We start from the raw sequence: 17,002 nt of genomic DNA on the forward strand, positions 1-17,002 counted from the left end.
TGCGTCAACTACGACGATCGCTTCGCGTTTCTCGGCTTCTACATCGTGCGATCGGATCATCGCGACAGAGGCCACGGCCTGCGCATCTGGAGCGCGGCGATCGCGCATGCGGGCGCTCGCGTGATCGGTCTCGACGGCGTCGTGGCGCGGCAGGATAATTACAGAAAGTCCGGCTTCCAGCTTGCTTACGCCAATATCCGCTATGGCGGCATCGTCGCCGCGCCATCGAGGCCGCCCGCCGATGTCGTTGCGCTCGACACGATCCCGTTCGCGCTCGTTGAAGCCAACGATGCAACGGTGTTTCCGGCTCCGCGCAGCGCCTTTCTGCGGGCCTGGATCGGCACGTCAGGACATGTCGGTCGCGCATTGCTGCGCGATGGCAAGCTCGCAGCATGGGGCGTGATCCGGCCGTGCCGGACCGGCCGCAAGATCGGCCCGCTCGTCGCCGACGACCGCGCGGCGGCGGAGGCGATCGTGCAGGCCTTGCTGGAAAGCGCAAACGGCGTCGAGATCTTCCTCGACGTCCCCGCCGTCAATCGCGAGGCGATTGCACTTGCGGAATCGCTGGGGCTGAAGCCGGTGTTCGAGACGGCGCGGATGTACACGGGACCGATCGCGCCGCTGCGGATCGACCGCGTCTTCGGCGTGACCAGTTTCGAGCTGGGCTAGCTCAGTAGCAGCGCATGATGTTGACGGTGTGCTCGCCGCCGCCGCGGCCGGGCACAGTCACCTGCTCCGTCGGACAGCTCGGCACGTAGGGCCGGTCGGACGGCACCACGTTCGGCGGGAAGCGATGCGTCCAATCCCAGGGAACGTCGTACGTATAGGTGTAGCGAACGTCGCTGGAAACGGGTTGGGCGGTCTCGGCAAAAGGCTGACCGTAACCTGCATTGTCATAGTAGAACCCGCCGCCGCCCGGCCAGTAGACCCAGGGCGTGTTGCGGCCACGGAACCTGGCGCCCGGCGCAATCGGCGGACGCGCCGCCGGACCGGAAGGTGTGGCGGCATGTGCGACGGTGCCGCCGGGCCTGGCAAAACTGTCGCTGGGAGCAAGGAGCAGCGCGGCTGCGCTGAGCGAGGCGAGCAACGCCCCAAATGATCTGGACATCATGATACGCACCAACTCGTTTGGCTTCGCGGATAGCGGCTCCCCACCGCACGCTAGGCCGGGCTGTCGCCCACCCGCAAACGTATAATTAATTATTGGTTAAGGCACGGCATTAACGGGGAACAGACTGCGGCAAGACGCCCGGGATTCCGGCTGATGTCGCACGTGTTCCGGAAAACGGACTTCATAACCAGTTGATCGGAGTTGATCGGTTTGGTCGACGACACCCGGAACGCTCCCGCACTGCGGTCGTTGGCTCCCGACACAAGCAAGGAGCATCTCCAATGCAGAACAAGTCGAAACTCCTCTGCCTGATCACGGCTTCACTCGTCGCGGGCACGTCGGCCGCCTCGGCCCAGGGCTATGATTGGAACGGATCGCGCGCGGGATGGGACCGCACCGCCCCGGCCTACCAGCCGGTTCAGCCCCGCGCCTACTATCCGGATGTCGCTGGACCATACGGCGCGCTCAACGGCACCAATCATCCGGCGCCGAGCTCGACGCAGGGCGATGTCGGCCCGGAGGGCAATAACAACGGTACACTGACCGGCGTCTATCGCAGCTGGTAACGCCCGCTCACGATCTGGCCCATCGTCCATCACGGACGATGGGCCTTCGTGCGTCAGCGGCCTTGCTGCTTGCGCAGCCAGTCCAGCATATCCTGCGCATTTCCGGTGCCCTGCGTCACGATGGCGGTGTTGCCACCGCTGCGGCGATAGACCGTGGTGCGCCCGGGCTCCTTCTCGATCTTGACCTCGGCCTGCGCCGGATCGCCGCTCTGGGTGATGACGGACGTGCCGTTCTCGTCCTGAACTACGGTCGTGTGGCCGTCACCTGACTCGCCGGCTCCGGCCGGCCCTGCTGCCATTGCCATCATGATGCTCATTCCTGCTGCAAGTGCGATGAACCTCATATTGCACCTCGCCTTCACGATCACCGGCTGAACTGAAATATCGACAGCCAGTTGAAGCGCCCGAATTGTCGCACCGTTCCCGTGTTCATGTCTCCGATCTGGAGCAGAAGGGCGTTGGTGGAATTGCCGACCTGGGTGATATCGGCAATGTTGCTCACGCCCGACTGACCGATCGCCAAATTGGTCGTGCCACCCACCTGGATCACGTCGACATAATTTCGCGTGCCGTTCTGGATGATCGTCGCATCGACCGTTCCCGTGCCACCGATCTGGATGACACGCGCGATATTGATGCGGCTGTTCTCTTCGATCGTGACCGGCTGGACATTGTTGCCGAACTGCACGACCGTTTCGATGCTCACGTTCCGGTTCGTTACGCCGCGCTGGACGGATCCGGCGGATGCCTCGGACGCGACGCTGACGGCGAACAATGCCGCCAATGCCAGGAGTAGCCTAGCGCATTTCATCGCTTGCCCCCATTACATTTCTGACGACGAGGTCGCGCCCGGCTCAATGGCTATTCTGGACAACAGTCGCCGAGTTGAACGCACCGAACTGAGCCAGGAAACTGCTGGTGGACTGGCCGGCCTGGCCGACAAACGCGACATTGTTCACGCCCGCCTGCCCGACCGATGCCGATGTCGTTCCGCCGAATTGCAGGATTCCGGTCGCGTTGTTCGTGCCGTTTTGAGTGACGGTCGCGCTGGTGCTGCCGCCGATCATGAACACGCCGGCCATGTTGAGCTGGCTGTTCTGGTTCAGCACGACCGGCGGGCCGCCGAGCGATACGATGGTCTTGATGTCGGCGGTCTGCGCACCGGCCGATCCGGCGCCCACGCAACACAAGGTGAGAAATGCGCCACAGGCGGCGCCTGAAAAATGCCTCATGACATGCCTCGCGACTGAAAATTGATTTGCGATCAAGGAGTCTGCTGCAAAATTGTCGAGCCGTTCAGGATTCCGAGCTGTCCGACGGCCGCCGCGTTGTTCGCGCCGATCTGGCCGATCAGGCTCGAATTAAAGCCACCGGCCTGGCCGAGTAACGCGGTGTTGGACGCCGTCGCGGTGGTGCCGCCCTGCCCGATCACCGAAGTGTTGACGGTAAGGAGCGAACCCGTCTGCAACGTAGTCGCAGCATTGGTGGCGCCGAATTGCATCGTGGTGGCGCTGTTGTTGGTGCCGCCACTCTGCGAAATGAAGGAGTTGTTGGTAGTGCCGAATTGCAGCACGCTGGCCGAGTTGCCGGCCTGGGCATCGACGGCGGTCAGCAAGCTGAACGCGACGATCGTGGCAACGAGATATTTTTGATGCATGACATTTCCTCCGCGAAAGTCGGCGGACAAGCTCTCACCGAGTCGTCCGGCCCGAGGCGGTGCTTTCAAGGATGGCGCGGACGCGCCGCAGTTGACGCGTCCGGCCAAACGGGGCTGGCTTAGTGCGCCGTCTGCGAGACGGTGCTGCCGTTGACGCCGAACACGCTGAGCTGTCCGACGGCAGCGGCGTTGTTCTGGAGCGCGGCAGGCCCGAACGAGTTCTGGGTGATCGCGCTGCCGTTGTTGCCGAACGCCACCTGGCCGGTCGTCGCCGAGTTCTGCACGCCGACCTGGTTGACCGTGCTGCCGTTGTTGAGTGAGGCCGCGCTGGTGCCCTGCATCGTGCTCGCGCTGTTGATGATGCCGAGCTGGCTGGTCGAAGAGGTGTCGTTGGTGAGGCCCTGCTGCGAGACGCTGGAACCGTTCACGACGCCCACCTGCACGGTGGTCGAGGTGTTGGCGGCCTGCGCGGCGGAGGACAGGGCGAGCACGGCAACGGAAGCAAAAAACAATTTGCGCATGGAATATCCTTTCTGGCTAAGATCTCTGACTGGGTTCGGATGCCGTCTTGGAGGAGGCCGACATCGCAGGACAGACTTTGAACCGATCGTGCTGCGTGCGACAGACTGCAGTTCATGCTAATCGGTACGGACTAGACGTTGCGCGATGCCTTGGTGCCCGCGGCACTAGCTGTACGGTTGGCCCGAGGCGATTCGTGCCGTCTCGTCTTCGCGTCCCATGCTGTCGACCAACCGCACCACCTCGATCGGCGAACGAAGCTCCAGCTTTCGCATCATCCTGGTGCGATGGACCTTGGCCGTCACTTCGCTCACGCCGAGTCTCGCGGCGATCTGCTTGGCGACGAGACCTTCCGCCATCAACAGCATGATCTCGCGCTCCCTCGCCGTCAGCGTCTCGACGCGCTGGCGCGCTTCGCGCACGCTATCTTCGCGTTCGAGCCGCCTGCGGTCGCGCTCGATGCCGTGCCTGATCGCGTCGAGGATCTCCTGCTCGCGGAAGGGTTTTGGAAGAAACTCGACTGCGCCGCGCTTCATCGCCTCGACCGAGACGCGGACGTCGGAATGGCCACTGATGAAGACGATCGGGATCAGCACGCCCGTCTCGGCGAGCCGGCGCTGAAGCTCGAGGCCGGTCGGCGCGGTGCCGGGAAAGCGGACGTCGAGCACGAGGCATGAAGGCCCGCCGGAAATAATCTCCCCGAGAAACTCGTCGGTCGATGCAAACAATTTTACCTGATGCCCGGTCTCCTCGCAGAGACTTCCGATCGCGGTTCGAATCTGGATCTCGTCGTCAATGACATAAACTGTGGCTTGACCTGAACTCATGGCAACGGGCTCCCCGGCTTGGGGCTCGATGAACAAGCAACGAGCCATCCATTCTTCTTGCAAGCGAGATCAAGGTGCTTGGATGAATTCGCGGGGATCGAGCGAGTCGCTCCGGTCCGCCGCTTCGACGTCTTAGGGCCAACACCCGTTCAAGACGAGTGAAGGCGTTCACATATCGGGTTTCGTGATTGGGGGGATTCGCCCTGGCGACCTGCGGCATCACGGCGATGCGCGATATCGACAATGCGACGATCTGGCGTCGGAACTTCGGTATCGCCGACTGCGTCATGGCGTCGCCACCCACGTGCCGACTTGAACGCCGGGCGCTGGCCGCTTCGGCCAGAGCAGACGGGACGTTCAGTCAGCTTGTCGAGTTCGATACCGCGCGCGTCATATCGATACGCTCCGTATGCATTTCCGGCAAGTCACGAAAGATAGCACCCCGCAGACTTTACTTCTGGATCATCAAGCGCGCCCGACCGTCGCCCCGGCAACAGCGACACACTGACGATCGACTGCGTTTTCTGGGATTTACAACCATAGCGCGACCTTTGTCTGTGCCGCCAACGATGCCATTTCAAGAGGCGGGGTTTTTGATATGCGATTTGTGCCAGTTATTGCCTTGCTCGGAACTGCATGCGGCCTCGCCACGGTCTACGCCGCGGGGCCGGCCGTCATCGGCGACGCGGCCGGGGCCGCGGCGGAGAAAGCGGCCCGCGCCTATGAATCGACCCAACGGCTGCTCAAACCCGTCGGGCCGGAAGCACGGAGCTTCGGATCGGATGCTCCCGTGTTCCGCTTTGCCTCAATCCAGCGCGGCAGCATCGAGCAGACCATCACCGTCACCGGCGCCCTGCAGCCGGTCAAGACGATCGAGGTGGGTTCCCAGCTGTCCGGGCAGCTCGCCCGGGTCTATGTCGATTTCAACGACACTGTCAGCAAGGATCAGCCGCTTGCCCTGATCGATCCGCGCAGCTTTGCGGCCAAGGTCGACGAAGCCAGGGCGGCGGTGGCGGTGGCGAACTCCTTTGTCGACATCGAGCGGGCCAAGCTCGACCGCGCCAGGATCGATCTGCAAAACGCCAGGGGCAGCAGAGACGTACTCGTGGCCAAGCTCGACAGCGCGCAGGCGGTCAAGGCGTCGGCGCAGAAGACCTTGCAGCGCAAGCTGGCTCTACAGTCACAAAACGTCGTGGCGATAACGGCGGTGGATGACGCCCAGACGGAGTTCACCGCGAGGCTTGCCCAAGAGCGCGAAGCCGAAGTCCTCATGTCCCTGAACGCCTACTCAGTCGACGGCGCGCAGGCCGATATCCGCCGGATCGAGGCGGAATTGCAGCAGGCACGAATGGCCGTGCCGGAGAAGGCGGCCGTTCTCGCTGCGGCCCAGGCCGATCTCGACCGCACCGTGATCCGGTCGCCGATCGATGGTGTCGTCGTCGGCAGGTTCGTCAACGAGGGCCAGACGCTCGCGGTCGGACTGGAATCGCGCACCACGTTCGTGGTCGCGCACCGACTGGAGGACATGGAAATCCACGCGCAGGTCGACGAAGCCGATATCGGGCGCATCGCCCCCGATCAGCGCGCCCATTTCACGGTGGATGCCTACCCGGACCGCCGCTTCGAGGCGGTGGTGCGGCAGGTGCGCAAGGCACCGCAGAACCAGCAGCACGTCGTGACCTACACCGTCGTCCTGGCGACCTCCAATCTCGACGGCGCGTTGCTGCCCGGCATGACCGCCCTGGTGAAGATCGTGATCGAGCGGCAGGACGACGTGTTGAAAGTGCCGCTTGCCGCGTTGCGCTTCCAGCCCTCCGGCACGCAGCCGGATGCCGCGGCGCGAAGCGGGGTGTGGGCGCGCACTGCAAGCGGCTCGCTCCGGCGTATTCCCGTGACCGTCGGCGCGGCCGGCACCGAACAGGTCGCGCTCAGGAGCGGAGACCTCGTCGAGGGCAGCCAGGTCGCTGTGGGTCAGGCCATCCGGCCGGCCGGCATGGAGTTTCTCGGCATCAGGTTCGGATCATGACGGCCCTCCCGCCCCTCATCAGCCTGCAGTCGGTCTCCAGGACCTATCGCGCCGACGGAGTGGCGGTGGCCGCGGTGCGCAACGTCAGCTTCGACATCGAGCGAGGCGAGATCGTCGCGGTGATGGGACCGTCCGGCTCGGGAAAATCGACGCTGATGAACATGCTAGGGCTGCTCGACCTGCCGAGCGAGGGCGCGCTCTATCTCGAGGGAACCGACGTTGCCGATCTCTCGGAAGACCACCGGTCGTCCCTGCGCGCCCGCAGCATCGGCTTCGTATTCCAGTCCTACAATCTGCTCGCGCGCCACAATGCGATCGAGAACGTCGCGCTGCCGCTGGTCTATTGCGGCATCGGCCGCAAGGAACGTCTGGCCCGCGCCGAGCAGAGCCTGGAGGCCGTCGGCATGGTGCACCGGGCCCACCACTTCCCGCGGCAGCTCTCGGGCGGCGAGCAGCAGCGCGTCGCGATCGCGCGCGCCCTGATCGCCTCTCCGCTGATCGTGCTCGCCGACGAGCCGACCGGCGCGCTCGACAGCCGTACCGGCGCCGAGATACTGGCCCTGTTCGCCGCGCTCAACCGCACCGGTCAGACCATCGTGATGATCACGCATGATCCCGGCATCGCGACCCAGTGCCGGCGCACGATCCGCCTGCATGACGGCGAGCTCGTCGCTGACGAAACGCTGGTCCCGATCCTGCCGAAACGGAGCGCTGCGCCATGACGATGCTCCAGGGCTTCCAGATCGCGTTGCACGCCTTGCGCCTCAATCCATTGCGCAGCATCCTCACCATGCTCGGCATCGTGATCGGCGTCGCCTCCATCGTGACCGTGTTTGCGATCGGGTCCGGCGCGCAACTTCGGCTCCAGGAGCAGATCCGCTCGATCGGCGCCAACGTGCTGATGATCAACCCCGGCGCGGTCTACCAGGGCGGCGTACGTCTCAAGGATGGCAGCAAGCTCACCATGACCGAGAGTGACGTGCAGGCGATCCTCGAGCAGATCCCCGAGATCCAGGCTGCGGCCGGCTCGATTGCAGGAACGGCCCAAATCATTCACGAGAGCAAGAACTGGAACACGACCATCAACGGGACGACAACCGGGCACTTCATGGTGCGCGACTGGCAGCTTGCGACCGGGCGCTATTTTTCCGGAAGCGAGGAGGCAGGCGCCGGTAAAGTCGTGATCCTCGGCAGCACGGTGGCGCATGAGCTGTTCGCGCCCGGCGAGGACCCGATCGGCGCCCAGATCAGGATCATGAAGGTGCCGCTCGAAGTGGTCGGTGTTCTCGATCGCAAGGGACCGGCGCAGGACGACGTGGCCTTCGTGCCGCTCACCACGGCCAAGTTGCGCTTCCTCGGCAGCGCAAGCAACATCAACCGGGATTCGGTCGCCTACATCATCGCCAAGGTGGCCGCCGACGGACAGATGGCGGGCGCGCGAACGGAGATCGAAAACCTGCTGCGGCAGCGCCACCGTATTCCCGCTGGCCAGGAGGACGACTTCAAGGTCCAGGATCCGGCCGCCGCCATGGAAGCGCAGCAGGGAGCGATCCGCACCGTTGCGCTCCTGCTCGTCGCCATCGCCTCGGTCTCGCTGCTCGTTGGCGGCATCAGCATCATGAACGTCATGATCGTGTCGGTCACCGAGCGCACGCGCGAAATCGGAATCCGCCGCGCGCTTGGCGGGCGGATGCGGGACATCCGTCTTCAGTTTCTCTGCGAGGCGCTCGTGCTCTGCCTGCTCGGCGGCGCGATCGGCGTCGGTGCCGGCGTCACGCTCTCGATGACGGTCGCTCGCATGGCGGGATGGATCACCTCGATCGACGGCCAGGCGATCGGCCTTGCCCTCGCCTTCTCGATCGCGACCGGCCTGGTCTTCGGCTTTTATCCCGCCCACAAGGCATCCAAGCTCAGTCCGATAGAGGCACTCAAGACGGAGTGAGAACATGCTGGGGTGTTCGCATCGACCAAAGGCCACGGAGGAGCAGTCATGAGTCCGGATCCGAAACATTCGATCACGCCGACACCGCGCGAGCGGGACCTGATGATGCTGATCGCACGCGGGATGCAGAACAAGAACATCGCGTACGAGCTCAAGATCTCGGAGAACACGGTGCGGGCGCATATCGGCAACATCATGCGCAAATACCGCCTCCAGAACCGGACCCAGATCGCGATCATCTTCGCCCTGCAGGCGGCGCCGCCATCGCTTCGCCGCAACCTGGCCAATGGCGGCCGCAATTCGGCGACGGCAGCGCCGGCCAAGGCGGTCGCGCAGAATACGCCGGTGCCGACGGCGCCGGATTGAACGCTCCGGCCACAATTCCTTGCGTCATTTCAGACGAAACACCCAAGTCCGGGGTCAACGGAACGGTGGCAATATATTTCTCTTTATTAGAATTCGGATTTTTGTTAGACATTTCTCACTCCGGCCCAAGGAAGAGGGGCGTATCGCGATCGTCACGAACGCGGGCCGGACGGCGGTGGACGTTAGTCACATCGGCGCGAACGGCTTCGCAGGGCGGGTAACCGTGAGTGAAGGCCTCGCGCACACGACGGGTGTGATCCGCGTACGGCAAAATCGTGTGGTCCTGGCGCCCGGGGTCTGTGCGCCAAACGTTGCGGTGATGTGGTGGCTCAACCGGGCACACGCATCAGCCATCCGCAAGGCGACGGGGGCAATAGTGCATCGCTCCCCGGGGAGAGCACGCCATAAGCCGTAAAACCACTGCGCAGGGAAGGCCAGATGTTGGGCTTCACCTGTATGCCGCTGTGCAATCTTGTTACGACAATTTCGCACAGTGGACCGCGGGTGCCAGCCGGCACCCGGTCTTCCCTGCGCCCTCTTTCATTTGAGGGGGAGGCGAAGAAGCAAAGCTCGGGCAAAACAAGCCGCGAGACGGCGAAGGTGTGTCTGCGATCCGGAATGCGAATGGAAACGTGACGCTGCCAGCCACTCACTCCGTCATTGCGAGCGCAGCGAAGCACCGTCATTGCGAGCGCAGCGAAGCAATCCAGTCCTTCCGCACCGAGACAGTCTGGATTGCTGCGTTCCGCAGAGCCGCGCCGCGGAAAGATTCTGGATTGCTTCGCGCTACGCTCGCAATGACGATGTTGAAGCAGCTGCCCGCCAAAATTCCTGTCTCGTGCCCCGGACGCTGCGCAACGCCTCTTGGCCGTGCGCTGCAGCGCGTCCGGGACACGCGGACCGTCCCTGCCCTTCTTTACATGCCGCTCCGCTCTTGTAACAAAACCGTCATGCAGCGAAACTAAACGAAGCCGGGGGCCGCGATTGGCGGCCAAGCCGCCTCGCAGGGAGAGATTTTGATGCGCCGTTCATTGGTGTTGCTGTCAGCCGGACTGACAGTGTTGTCCGCCGGACTTTCGACCGGACCTGCCTCCGCAGAGAACAACACGCCCCGCAACCTGATCCTGTTCATTCCGGACGGTCTGCGGGCGCTGAAGGTAACACCCGAGACCGCCCCGGCAATGGCCGAAATCCGCGACAAGGGCGTCAATTTCAAGAATTCGCACTCGCTATTCCCGACCTTCACCATGGCCAACGGCTCGGCGATGTCGACCGGCCATTATCTCGGCGACACCGGCGTGTTCTCCAACACGATCTGGACCAACTATACCTCGGTGCCCGCAGGCGACACCGTCGTCCCGTTCATCGAGAACGACGCCGTGCTCGGCGACATCGACGAGCACTTCAAGGGCGACTACCTCAACGAGGACACGATCCTGAAGTTGGCCCGCGACAAGGGCTACAGCACCGCCGCGCTCGGCAAGCATGGTCCGACCTATCAGTTCGACCACACCGACAAGCCCGAAAAGGCCGGCCTGCATTCGGTCGTGTTCGACGACGCCACAGGCGGCAAGAACGGCGTGGCGCTATCGGACGAGATCAAGGCCGCTCTCACCAAGGCCGGCCTGCCCCTCGCCACGCCGCCGCGCGGCGACAACTCCAAGGCGGGCGATGCCAAGACGCCCGGCACCACGGCGGCCAACGTCGCGCAGCAGGCCTATTTCGCCGACGTCGCGGCCAAGGTCGTGCTGCCGATGTTCAAGGCACGCAACAAGCCGTTCGTGCTGGTGTTCTGGTCGCGCGACCCCGACGGCAGTCAGCACAACACCGGCGACAGCCTCAACCAGATCATGCCCGGCATCAACGGGCCGACCTCGATGGCCGGCATCAAGAATGCCGACAACAATCTCGCCCAGCTCCGCAAGGCGCTGGACGAGCTCGGCCTTGCCGCAAACACCAACATCATGGTCCAGGCCGACCACGGCTTCTCGACCATCTCCAAGGAAAGCAAGACCAGCCCCTCGGCCAAGGTCAGCTATGACGACACGCCGAAGGACTTTTTGCCGATGGGCTTTCTGGCGCTCGACCTTGCCAAGGCGCTCGACCTGCCGCTGTTCGATCCCAACGACAAGAACGCCAAGGTCGAGGGCAACAAGCACCCCAAGGCCGGCAACGGCGTGCTCGGCAAGGATCCGGAAAAGCCCGATCTCATCGTCGCCACCAATGGCGGCTCCGACCTGATCTATTTGCCGAACAAGGACAAGAAGCTGGCGGCCAAGACCGTCAAGGTGCTGCTCGAGCAGGATTACGTCTCCGGCCTGTTCGTCGACGACTCGCTCGGCCGCTTCCCCGGCACGCTGCCGCTGTCGAGCGTCAACCTGCGCGGCAAGGCGGCGACGCCGACGCCGGCGATCGTCGTCAACTTCCGCTCCTATGCCAGCGATTGCGGCGAGGCGCCGACCAACTGCTCGGTGCACGTCGCCGACACCGTGCTGCGCCAGGGCCAGGGCATGCATGGCAGCTTCAGCCGCGGCGACACCATGAACTTCATGGCCGCGATCGGTCCGGACTTCAAAACCGGCTATGTCAGCGAGATCCCGGTCAGCAATGCCGACGTCGGCATGACGGCCGCCCAGCTCCTCGGCCTGCGCGCATCGCAGAACGGCGGCCTCGTCGGCCGCGTGATGTCGGAGGCCATGCCCAACGGCATCGTGCCGAAGGCGTACAAGGGGGTCGAGAAGTCGAAGAAGTCAGAGAACGGCCTTCAGACCGTGCTGAACTTCCAGCGCGTCGGCAGCCAGCGCTATTTCGACACTGCCGGTTTCCCGGGCCGCACGCTCGGCCTCGAGTTGGACACCGGCAAACAAAAAACGGCGGGGAAATAACCCCGCCGTTCAAATGCGTCCTCGTGAGAGGCGCAGAATTTTACATGCCGATGTCGAACACGTTCGGCAATTGGCCCGCCAGAGGCAGCGCGGTGGCGCCCAGGAAGGTCGCCACCATAGCCATCAGGCGACGGTTGTTCTGGCGCTTGCCGCGCATCTGGCCGGCGATCCACTCGAGCATTTCGCTGTTGACCTTGGAGGCATAGGACGGCGCCCACCCCTCGATATCGGACTCGGCCGACAGCGCGACGCTGCGCGGCGGCACCTTCAAGCCCGAGGCGCTCGCCGCATAATGGGCGACCGCCTTGGCCAGCAAATCGTCGAACCGGCCACCATCGGTGCGCTCGGTCGCAGCTTCGTTGATCTCGAACAGCGCTTCGGCTTCAGCACGGCTGACCGGCTGGTCGTTGACGGCCGAGGCGGTGAGAATGCGGACGCACCAGGCGGTGTCATCGGCATCGAGCGAGCGGGAGAAGTGCACCCTTCCCTTGGTGGTCGGGCCTTCGCCCGTGATCACGCCGTCGCGCACGATAGTCAGTGCATGGGCCGAGGTATCGCGGCAGGACGGTTCGAGGGACGGCGACTCAACAGACTTATGCGCAGCGGCAGACATAGTTCACTTCCAGATTTCTTCTGATCGGCCAGCATTTTCATGCCGGCGTAAAGGGGTGGTTAATGATTCGGTACGGGGATCGCGACTTTTCGAGATAGTTGCCAATTGGTCGCTGTCAGGACCATTTTGGTTCTGGGAAGCGACGGGCGAGGGTGATGGAAGTCATAAAAGGCTTTCTCGGGGCAATCACGCCCGTATAGCCCCGGTGGAGATGTTTCGCCGCAGGCGCCGCTGTAACAAAAAGGTGCTAGAAAATCAGGCCTTCAAAGAAGGAATTCACATTTTACTTGAAGCGGTTCAGTTAGCGTTCACTTGGGATCGCGAAGACCTTATAATGGTCATGTGGGTCAAAGATGAATTCTCAAGTAAACTCAATAGCATGAGGTAGAACCATGACACTTCCGATCGGCGCCACCGCCCCCGATTTCGAAGCCGAGACCACCGAAGGGAAGATCAAGTTCCACGACTGGATCGGCAATAGCTGGGCGCTGCTGTTCTCGCACCCGAAGGACTTCACGCCGGTTTGCACGACCGAGCTCGGCGCGCTCGCCAAGCTCAAGCCGGAATTCGACAAGCGCGGCGTCAAGCTGATGGGCCTCTCGGTCGATCCGGTCGATCGCCATGCCAAATGGTCGGACGACATCAAGGAGACGCAAGGCGCGGCCCCGAACTATCCGATGATCGGCGACACCGATTACAACGTCTCCAAGCTGTACGGCATGCTGCCGGCCGCGATCTCGGGCGATCCCCTCACCCGCACCGCCGCTGACAACCAGACCGTCCGCAACGTCTTCATCATCGGGCCGGACAAGAAGATCAAGCTGGTGCTGGTCTATCCGATGACGACGGGCCGGAACTTCCAGGAGATCCTCCGCGTCATCGACTCGCTCCAGCTCACCGCCAAGCACCGCGTCGCGACCCCGGCCGACTGGTCGCAGGGCGACGACGTCATCATCGCGGGCTCGGTCTCCAATGACGAGGCCAAGACGATCTACCCGCAGGGCTGGAAGGAGCCGAAGCCCTACATCCGGATCGTGCCGCAGCCGAAATAACCCAACTGTCATTCCGGGCGATGCGTCAGCATCACCCGGGATGACGATGTCAGCTCTTACGCCGCGCGCACGCGTTCGAGGAAGCCCTCGACCTCAGCTTTCAGATGCAGGCTCTCGCCCGACAACGCCTGGGCGGAGGCAAACATCCGGCTGGACGTCTCACCCGTCTCGTTCGCACCCTCGGCGGCCTGACGGACGTTGACGGCGACATCGGCCGTGCCCGATACCGCCGCGCGAACGCTGGCGACGATGTTTTGGGTCGCACTCTTCTGCTGCTCGACCGCCGCCGAGATCGAGCCCGCGATGCCGCTGATGCGCTCGATGGTCTGGCTGATCGCCTTGATGGCGACAACCGATTCCTCGGTCGCAAGCTGCATGCTGGCGATCTGGTTCGAGATCTCGTCGGTCGCCTTGGCGGTTTGGCCGGCGAGCGTCTTGACCTCCTGGGCCACCACCGCAAAGCCGCGGCCGGCATCGCCCGCGCGCGCGGCCTCGATGGTCGCGTTCAGCGCCAGGAGGTTGGTCTGCTCGGCGATCGAGGTGATCAGCTTGACGACATCGCCGATGCGCGCGCCAGCCTCGGAGAGCTGCGCGATGCGCTGATCGGTCGCCTCGGCCTGCCGCACGGCCTCAGCGGAAATGACGTTCGATTCCTGCACCCGCCGAGTGATTTCAGAGATCGATTGAGACAGCTCGTCCGAAGCCGACGCCGCCGAACGCACGTGCTCGGAGGCGTTTTCGGAAGCTCCCGCCGACCGCGCCGACAGATCTGCGGTGGAGCGCGCGGTGTCGGTGAGCTGCCGCGCCGTCCGCTCGAATTCCCCTGACGATGTCAGCACCTTGTCGAGAATGCCGCCGACCCCGCCCCGGAACTCCTCGACGAAATTGCGCAGCTCGGATTTGCGCTGCTCGGCGGCTGCGGCCGAAGCCGCCGCCTGCTCGCTGCGCATCCGCGCCCGCTCCTGCGAATTGCTCCTGAACACCGCGACCGTGCGGGCGATCTCGCCGATCTCGTCGGCGCGATTTTCGCAATCGATCTCGACGTCGCTCTGGCCTTCGGCGAGCGCGGTCAGCGAGCGCGTGACCGAGGTAAGCGGCTTGGTGACACGGCGGACGACCAGCAAGGTCAGGACCAGCACCAGCAACGCGGCGAGGCCGGCGGCAGCCGCCATGCTCTCGATCGTCTGGGCCAGCATGCTCTCGAACTGGGCCATCGGGATGCCGACATAGAGGATGCCGGCGACCTTGCCGCTGGCGTCGGCGACCGGGAAATAGGCGGTCATGAAGGACTTGCCGAACAGGGTGGCCGGGCCCTTGTAGGCCTCGCCACGACGCAGCAGCGCCTGCGCCGGGTGATCGGCGGCAAGCTGGGTCCCGACGGCACGGTCGCCATTTTCCTTCTTCACGTTGGTCGAGCGCCGCACGAACTGCCCGCTCGCATCGTCGAACACGAACAGGGTCGCGTTGCCGCCGACATAGGACACCGCGCGATCGACGATGGCGTGATCCCTAAAGTCCGGCATCTTGGGAATCTCGGCGCGCGCGACCGCGCCATCCCGCATCGTGATCTTCGCATCGGGAACGATTTCGGCAAAGGCCAGCGCCAGCGTGCGCAAACTCACCTCGATGTCGCGGAGCGCGCGATCGTTGAAAGCGGAGCTGAGCGACCAATAGCCGGCGCCGACCACGAGCGCCGTATTCATAGCGATCAGCAGCACGGCGCACAGGAGCGCCTTGGTGCCAAGCTTGAATTGCGGCAGAAACTTCGCCGTTGCTCGTCCGTACATGAATGAAATTACCTCCGTAATTCCTGCATATTCGTGCAATCGGCTTACGGTCACATTAACGGCGGTTCCAATCGCCGCCCCGCGACATGCTTTCCAAATCGTTAACGAGGCCACCCTGACCACGCCCAGAACTACGCCAAGGACCACGCCAAGTGCTCCGCCCATCATCGTCTGGTTTCGCGACGACCTCCGCCTGTCCGACCACCCGGCCCTCCACGCTGCCGCCAAGGCCGCTGCGACGACCAGGGCGCCGGTGATCTGCCTCTATGTGCTGGACGACGCGGCCGGGCGAGCGCCGGGCGCCGGGGCGCGCTGGTGGCTGGCGCAGTCGCTGCGGGCGCTCGGCGCCGACATTGCCAGCCGCGGCGGATCGCTGATCCTGCGTAAGGGGCGGGCGGCCAGGGTGATCGCGGAGGTGGCGCGTGAGAGCGGAGCGCGTTCGGTCTACTGGAACGGGATCGCACAGGCGCCGCATCAGGCGATCGAGCGGCAGCTCGAAGCGGCACTGGCAAAGATCGGCGTGGACTCGCAAAGTTTCCCGGGCGACTTGCTCGTTCCGCCCGCGGCGATCCGCAACAAGGAAGGCCGCGGCCTGCGCGTGTTCACGCCATTCTGGCGGCGCGTGCTGGCGCTCGGCGATCCGCCGAAGCCCCTGCCGGCACCGAAGGAGCTGCGTCCTGCGCCGACGGTCGCCAGCGACGCGCTGGAGGCCTGGAAGCTCGAGCCGCGCAAGCCCGATTGGGCCGGCGGCCTGCGCGAGACATGGACCCCCGGCGAAGCCTCCGCCCGCGCCCGCCTGCGCAATTTCCTCAAGCACACTGCACAAGGCTATGTCGGCGATCGCGACCGCCCGGACCGCGAGGGCACCTCACATCTGTCACCGCATTTGAGGTTCGGCGAGCTCAGCCCGCGCCAGGTCTGGCACGCCGCGCGGTTCGCCGCGGCGGAGAACCCTGCGATCGGACCCGGTGTCGACAAGTTCCTGAGCGAGCTTGGCTGGCGTGAGTTCTGCCGGCACCTGCTCCACGACCACCCCAACCTTGCCACCAAAAACCTGCAAGCGAATTTCGACGGCTTCCCATGGAAGCCCGACGCCAAGGCGCTCGCCGCCTGGCAGCGCGGACGCACCGGCTATCCCATCGTTGACGCCGGCCTACGCGAGCTCTGGCACACCGGCGTGATGCACAACCGGGTGCGAATGGTGGTCGCCTCATTTCTGGTCAAGCACCTCCTGATCGACTGGCGCGACGGCGAAAGCTGGTTCTGGGACACGCTGGTCGATGCGGATGCCGGCAGCAATCCCGCCAACTGGCAGTGGGTCGCCGGCTGCGGCGCCGACGCGGCGCCCTATTTCCGCGTGTTCAATCCGGTGCTCCAGGGCGAGAAATTCGACCCGGATGGAGCCTATGTCCGGCGCTGGGTGCCCGAGCTAAAGGACGTGCCGGCCAAGTTGATCCACAAGCCCTGGGAGGCCACGCCGATCGAGCTTGCGAGCGCCGGCGTCACGCTCGGCAAGACCTATCCGCAGCCGATCGTCGATCATGCCAAGGGACGAGAGCGCGCGCTCGCCGCCTACGCCAAGATCCGCAAAGGTTGAGCGTTGCTTTGACACAATTATGAAACGCGCTATCGTCATCGCTCCATGCAAACC

General features: G+C 64.1%; 18 protein-coding genes. 9 read left to right on the forward strand and 9 right to left on the reverse strand.

The features are described from left to right. Positions 1-669 (forward strand): GNAT family N-acetyltransferase (locus IVB47_RS17105; protein WP_247462780.1); only part of this gene is annotated, 669 nt, incomplete at its 5' end. A 1-nt stretch (position 670) separates the two neighbouring features. Here the strand turns inward: IVB47_RS17105 and IVB47_RS17110 are convergent. Further along, entirely contained in the window at positions 671-1,111 is a 441-nt protein-coding gene (locus tag IVB47_RS17110) for a hypothetical protein (protein WP_247462781.1), read from the reverse strand. Positions 1,112-1,392: 281 nt separating this feature from the next. On the opposite strand from IVB47_RS17110, the gene IVB47_RS17115 reads away from it, so the two are divergent. Further along, positions 1,393-1,677, forward strand: coding sequence for a hypothetical protein (locus IVB47_RS17115; RefSeq protein ID WP_027567428.1), 285 nt, complete (start codon positions 1,393-1,395; stop codon positions 1,675-1,677). Between the two features lie 53 nt (positions 1,678-1,730). On the opposite strand, the gene IVB47_RS17120 is transcribed toward IVB47_RS17115, so the two are convergent. The 6 genes from IVB47_RS17120 to IVB47_RS17145 form a co-directional block, all read right to left on the reverse strand. Next, the gene (locus IVB47_RS17120; protein ID WP_247462783.1) at positions 1,731-2,021 is read right to left on the reverse strand and encodes a hypothetical protein; all 291 of its coding nucleotides are present in this window, start codon (positions 2,019-2,021) and stop codon (positions 1,731-1,733) included. A 20-nt stretch (positions 2,022-2,041) separates the two neighbouring features. Further along, positions 2,042-2,383: a curlin gene (locus IVB47_RS17125; RefSeq protein ID WP_247361812.1), complete on the reverse strand. Its 342-nt coding sequence runs from the start codon at positions 2,381-2,383 to the stop codon at positions 2,042-2,044. A 148-nt stretch (positions 2,384-2,531) separates the two neighbouring features. After that, positions 2,532-2,909, reverse strand: coding sequence for a curlin (locus IVB47_RS17130; protein WP_027567431.1), 378 nt, complete (start codon positions 2,907-2,909; stop codon positions 2,532-2,534). Between the two features lie 32 nt (positions 2,910-2,941). After that, entirely contained in the window at positions 2,942-3,334 is a 393-nt protein-coding gene (locus tag IVB47_RS17135; protein WP_247462785.1) for a curlin, read from the reverse strand. A 119-nt stretch (positions 3,335-3,453) separates the two neighbouring features. Then, a complete protein-coding gene (locus IVB47_RS17140) occupies positions 3,454-3,855 on the reverse strand; it encodes a hypothetical protein (RefSeq protein WP_027567433.1) in 402 nt (133 codons plus the stop codon). A gap of 165 nt (positions 3,856-4,020) precedes the next feature. Next, positions 4,021-4,680: a response regulator gene (locus IVB47_RS17145; RefSeq protein ID WP_247462787.1), complete on the reverse strand. Its 660-nt coding sequence runs from the start codon at positions 4,678-4,680 to the stop codon at positions 4,021-4,023. A gap of 598 nt (positions 4,681-5,278) precedes the next feature. Between IVB47_RS17145 and IVB47_RS17150 the strand changes: the two genes are divergently transcribed. The 5 genes from IVB47_RS17150 (at position 5,279) to IVB47_RS17170 (ending at position 11,899) form a co-directional block, all read left to right on the forward strand. Then, positions 5,279-6,706, forward strand: coding sequence for an efflux RND transporter periplasmic adaptor subunit (locus tag IVB47_RS17150; RefSeq protein WP_027567435.1), 1,428 nt, complete (start codon positions 5,279-5,281; stop codon positions 6,704-6,706). Further along, positions 6,703-7,428, forward strand: coding sequence for an ABC transporter ATP-binding protein (locus tag IVB47_RS17155; protein ID WP_247396840.1), 726 nt, complete (start codon positions 6,703-6,705; stop codon positions 7,426-7,428). The genes IVB47_RS17150 and IVB47_RS17155 overlap by 4 nt, the downstream gene beginning before the upstream one ends. After that, positions 7,425-8,648 carry an ABC transporter permease gene (locus tag IVB47_RS17160; RefSeq protein WP_247396837.1) on the forward strand — a complete coding sequence of 408 codons (1,224 nt, stop codon included), beginning with the start codon at positions 7,425-7,427 and terminating at the stop codon, positions 8,646-8,648. Before IVB47_RS17155 ends, IVB47_RS17160 begins: the two co-directional genes overlap by 4 nt. Positions 8,649-8,696: 48 nt before the next feature. Further along, on the forward strand, positions 8,697-9,014 hold the full coding sequence (locus IVB47_RS17165; protein ID WP_247462789.1) for a LuxR C-terminal-related transcriptional regulator: 318 nt from the start codon (positions 8,697-8,699) through the stop codon (positions 9,012-9,014). A gap of 1,019 nt (positions 9,015-10,033) precedes the next feature. Beyond that, complete coding sequence (locus IVB47_RS17170; protein WP_027567438.1) at positions 10,034-11,899, forward strand: alkaline phosphatase family protein; 1,866 nt, start codon at positions 10,034-10,036, stop codon at positions 11,897-11,899. A 40-nt stretch (positions 11,900-11,939) separates the two neighbouring features. Here the strand turns inward: IVB47_RS17170 and IVB47_RS17175 are convergent, their stop codons facing one another. Continuing rightward, positions 11,940-12,512, reverse strand: coding sequence for a hypothetical protein (locus tag IVB47_RS17175; RefSeq protein ID WP_247361822.1), 573 nt, complete (start codon positions 12,510-12,512; stop codon positions 11,940-11,942). A 392-nt stretch (positions 12,513-12,904) separates the two neighbouring features. Between IVB47_RS17175 and IVB47_RS17180 the strand changes: the two genes are divergently transcribed. After that, positions 12,905-13,564 carry a peroxiredoxin gene (locus tag IVB47_RS17180; protein ID WP_247462791.1) on the forward strand — a complete coding sequence of 220 codons (660 nt, stop codon included), beginning with the start codon at positions 12,905-12,907 and terminating at the stop codon, positions 13,562-13,564. Positions 13,565-13,620: 56 nt separating this feature from the next. On the opposite strand, the gene IVB47_RS17185 is transcribed toward IVB47_RS17180, so the two are convergent. Beyond that, positions 13,621-15,351, reverse strand: a complete 1,731-nt coding sequence (locus IVB47_RS17185) for a Cache 3/Cache 2 fusion domain-containing protein (protein WP_247462793.1) — start codon at positions 15,349-15,351, stop codon at positions 13,621-13,623. A 193-nt stretch (positions 15,352-15,544) separates the two neighbouring features. Here IVB47_RS17185 and IVB47_RS17190 point away from each other — a divergent pair, with 193 nt between their 5' ends. Further along, on the forward strand, positions 15,545-16,948 hold the full coding sequence (locus tag IVB47_RS17190) for a deoxyribodipyrimidine photo-lyase (protein WP_247463200.1): 1,404 nt from the start codon (positions 15,545-15,547) through the stop codon (positions 16,946-16,948). The last annotated feature ends 54 nt before the right edge of the window (positions 16,949-17,002 follow it).

The organism is Bradyrhizobium sp. 62 (genome assembly GCF_023073035.1).
In the GTDB taxonomy this organism is placed as follows: Bacteria; Pseudomonadota; Alphaproteobacteria; order Rhizobiales; family Xanthobacteraceae; genus Bradyrhizobium.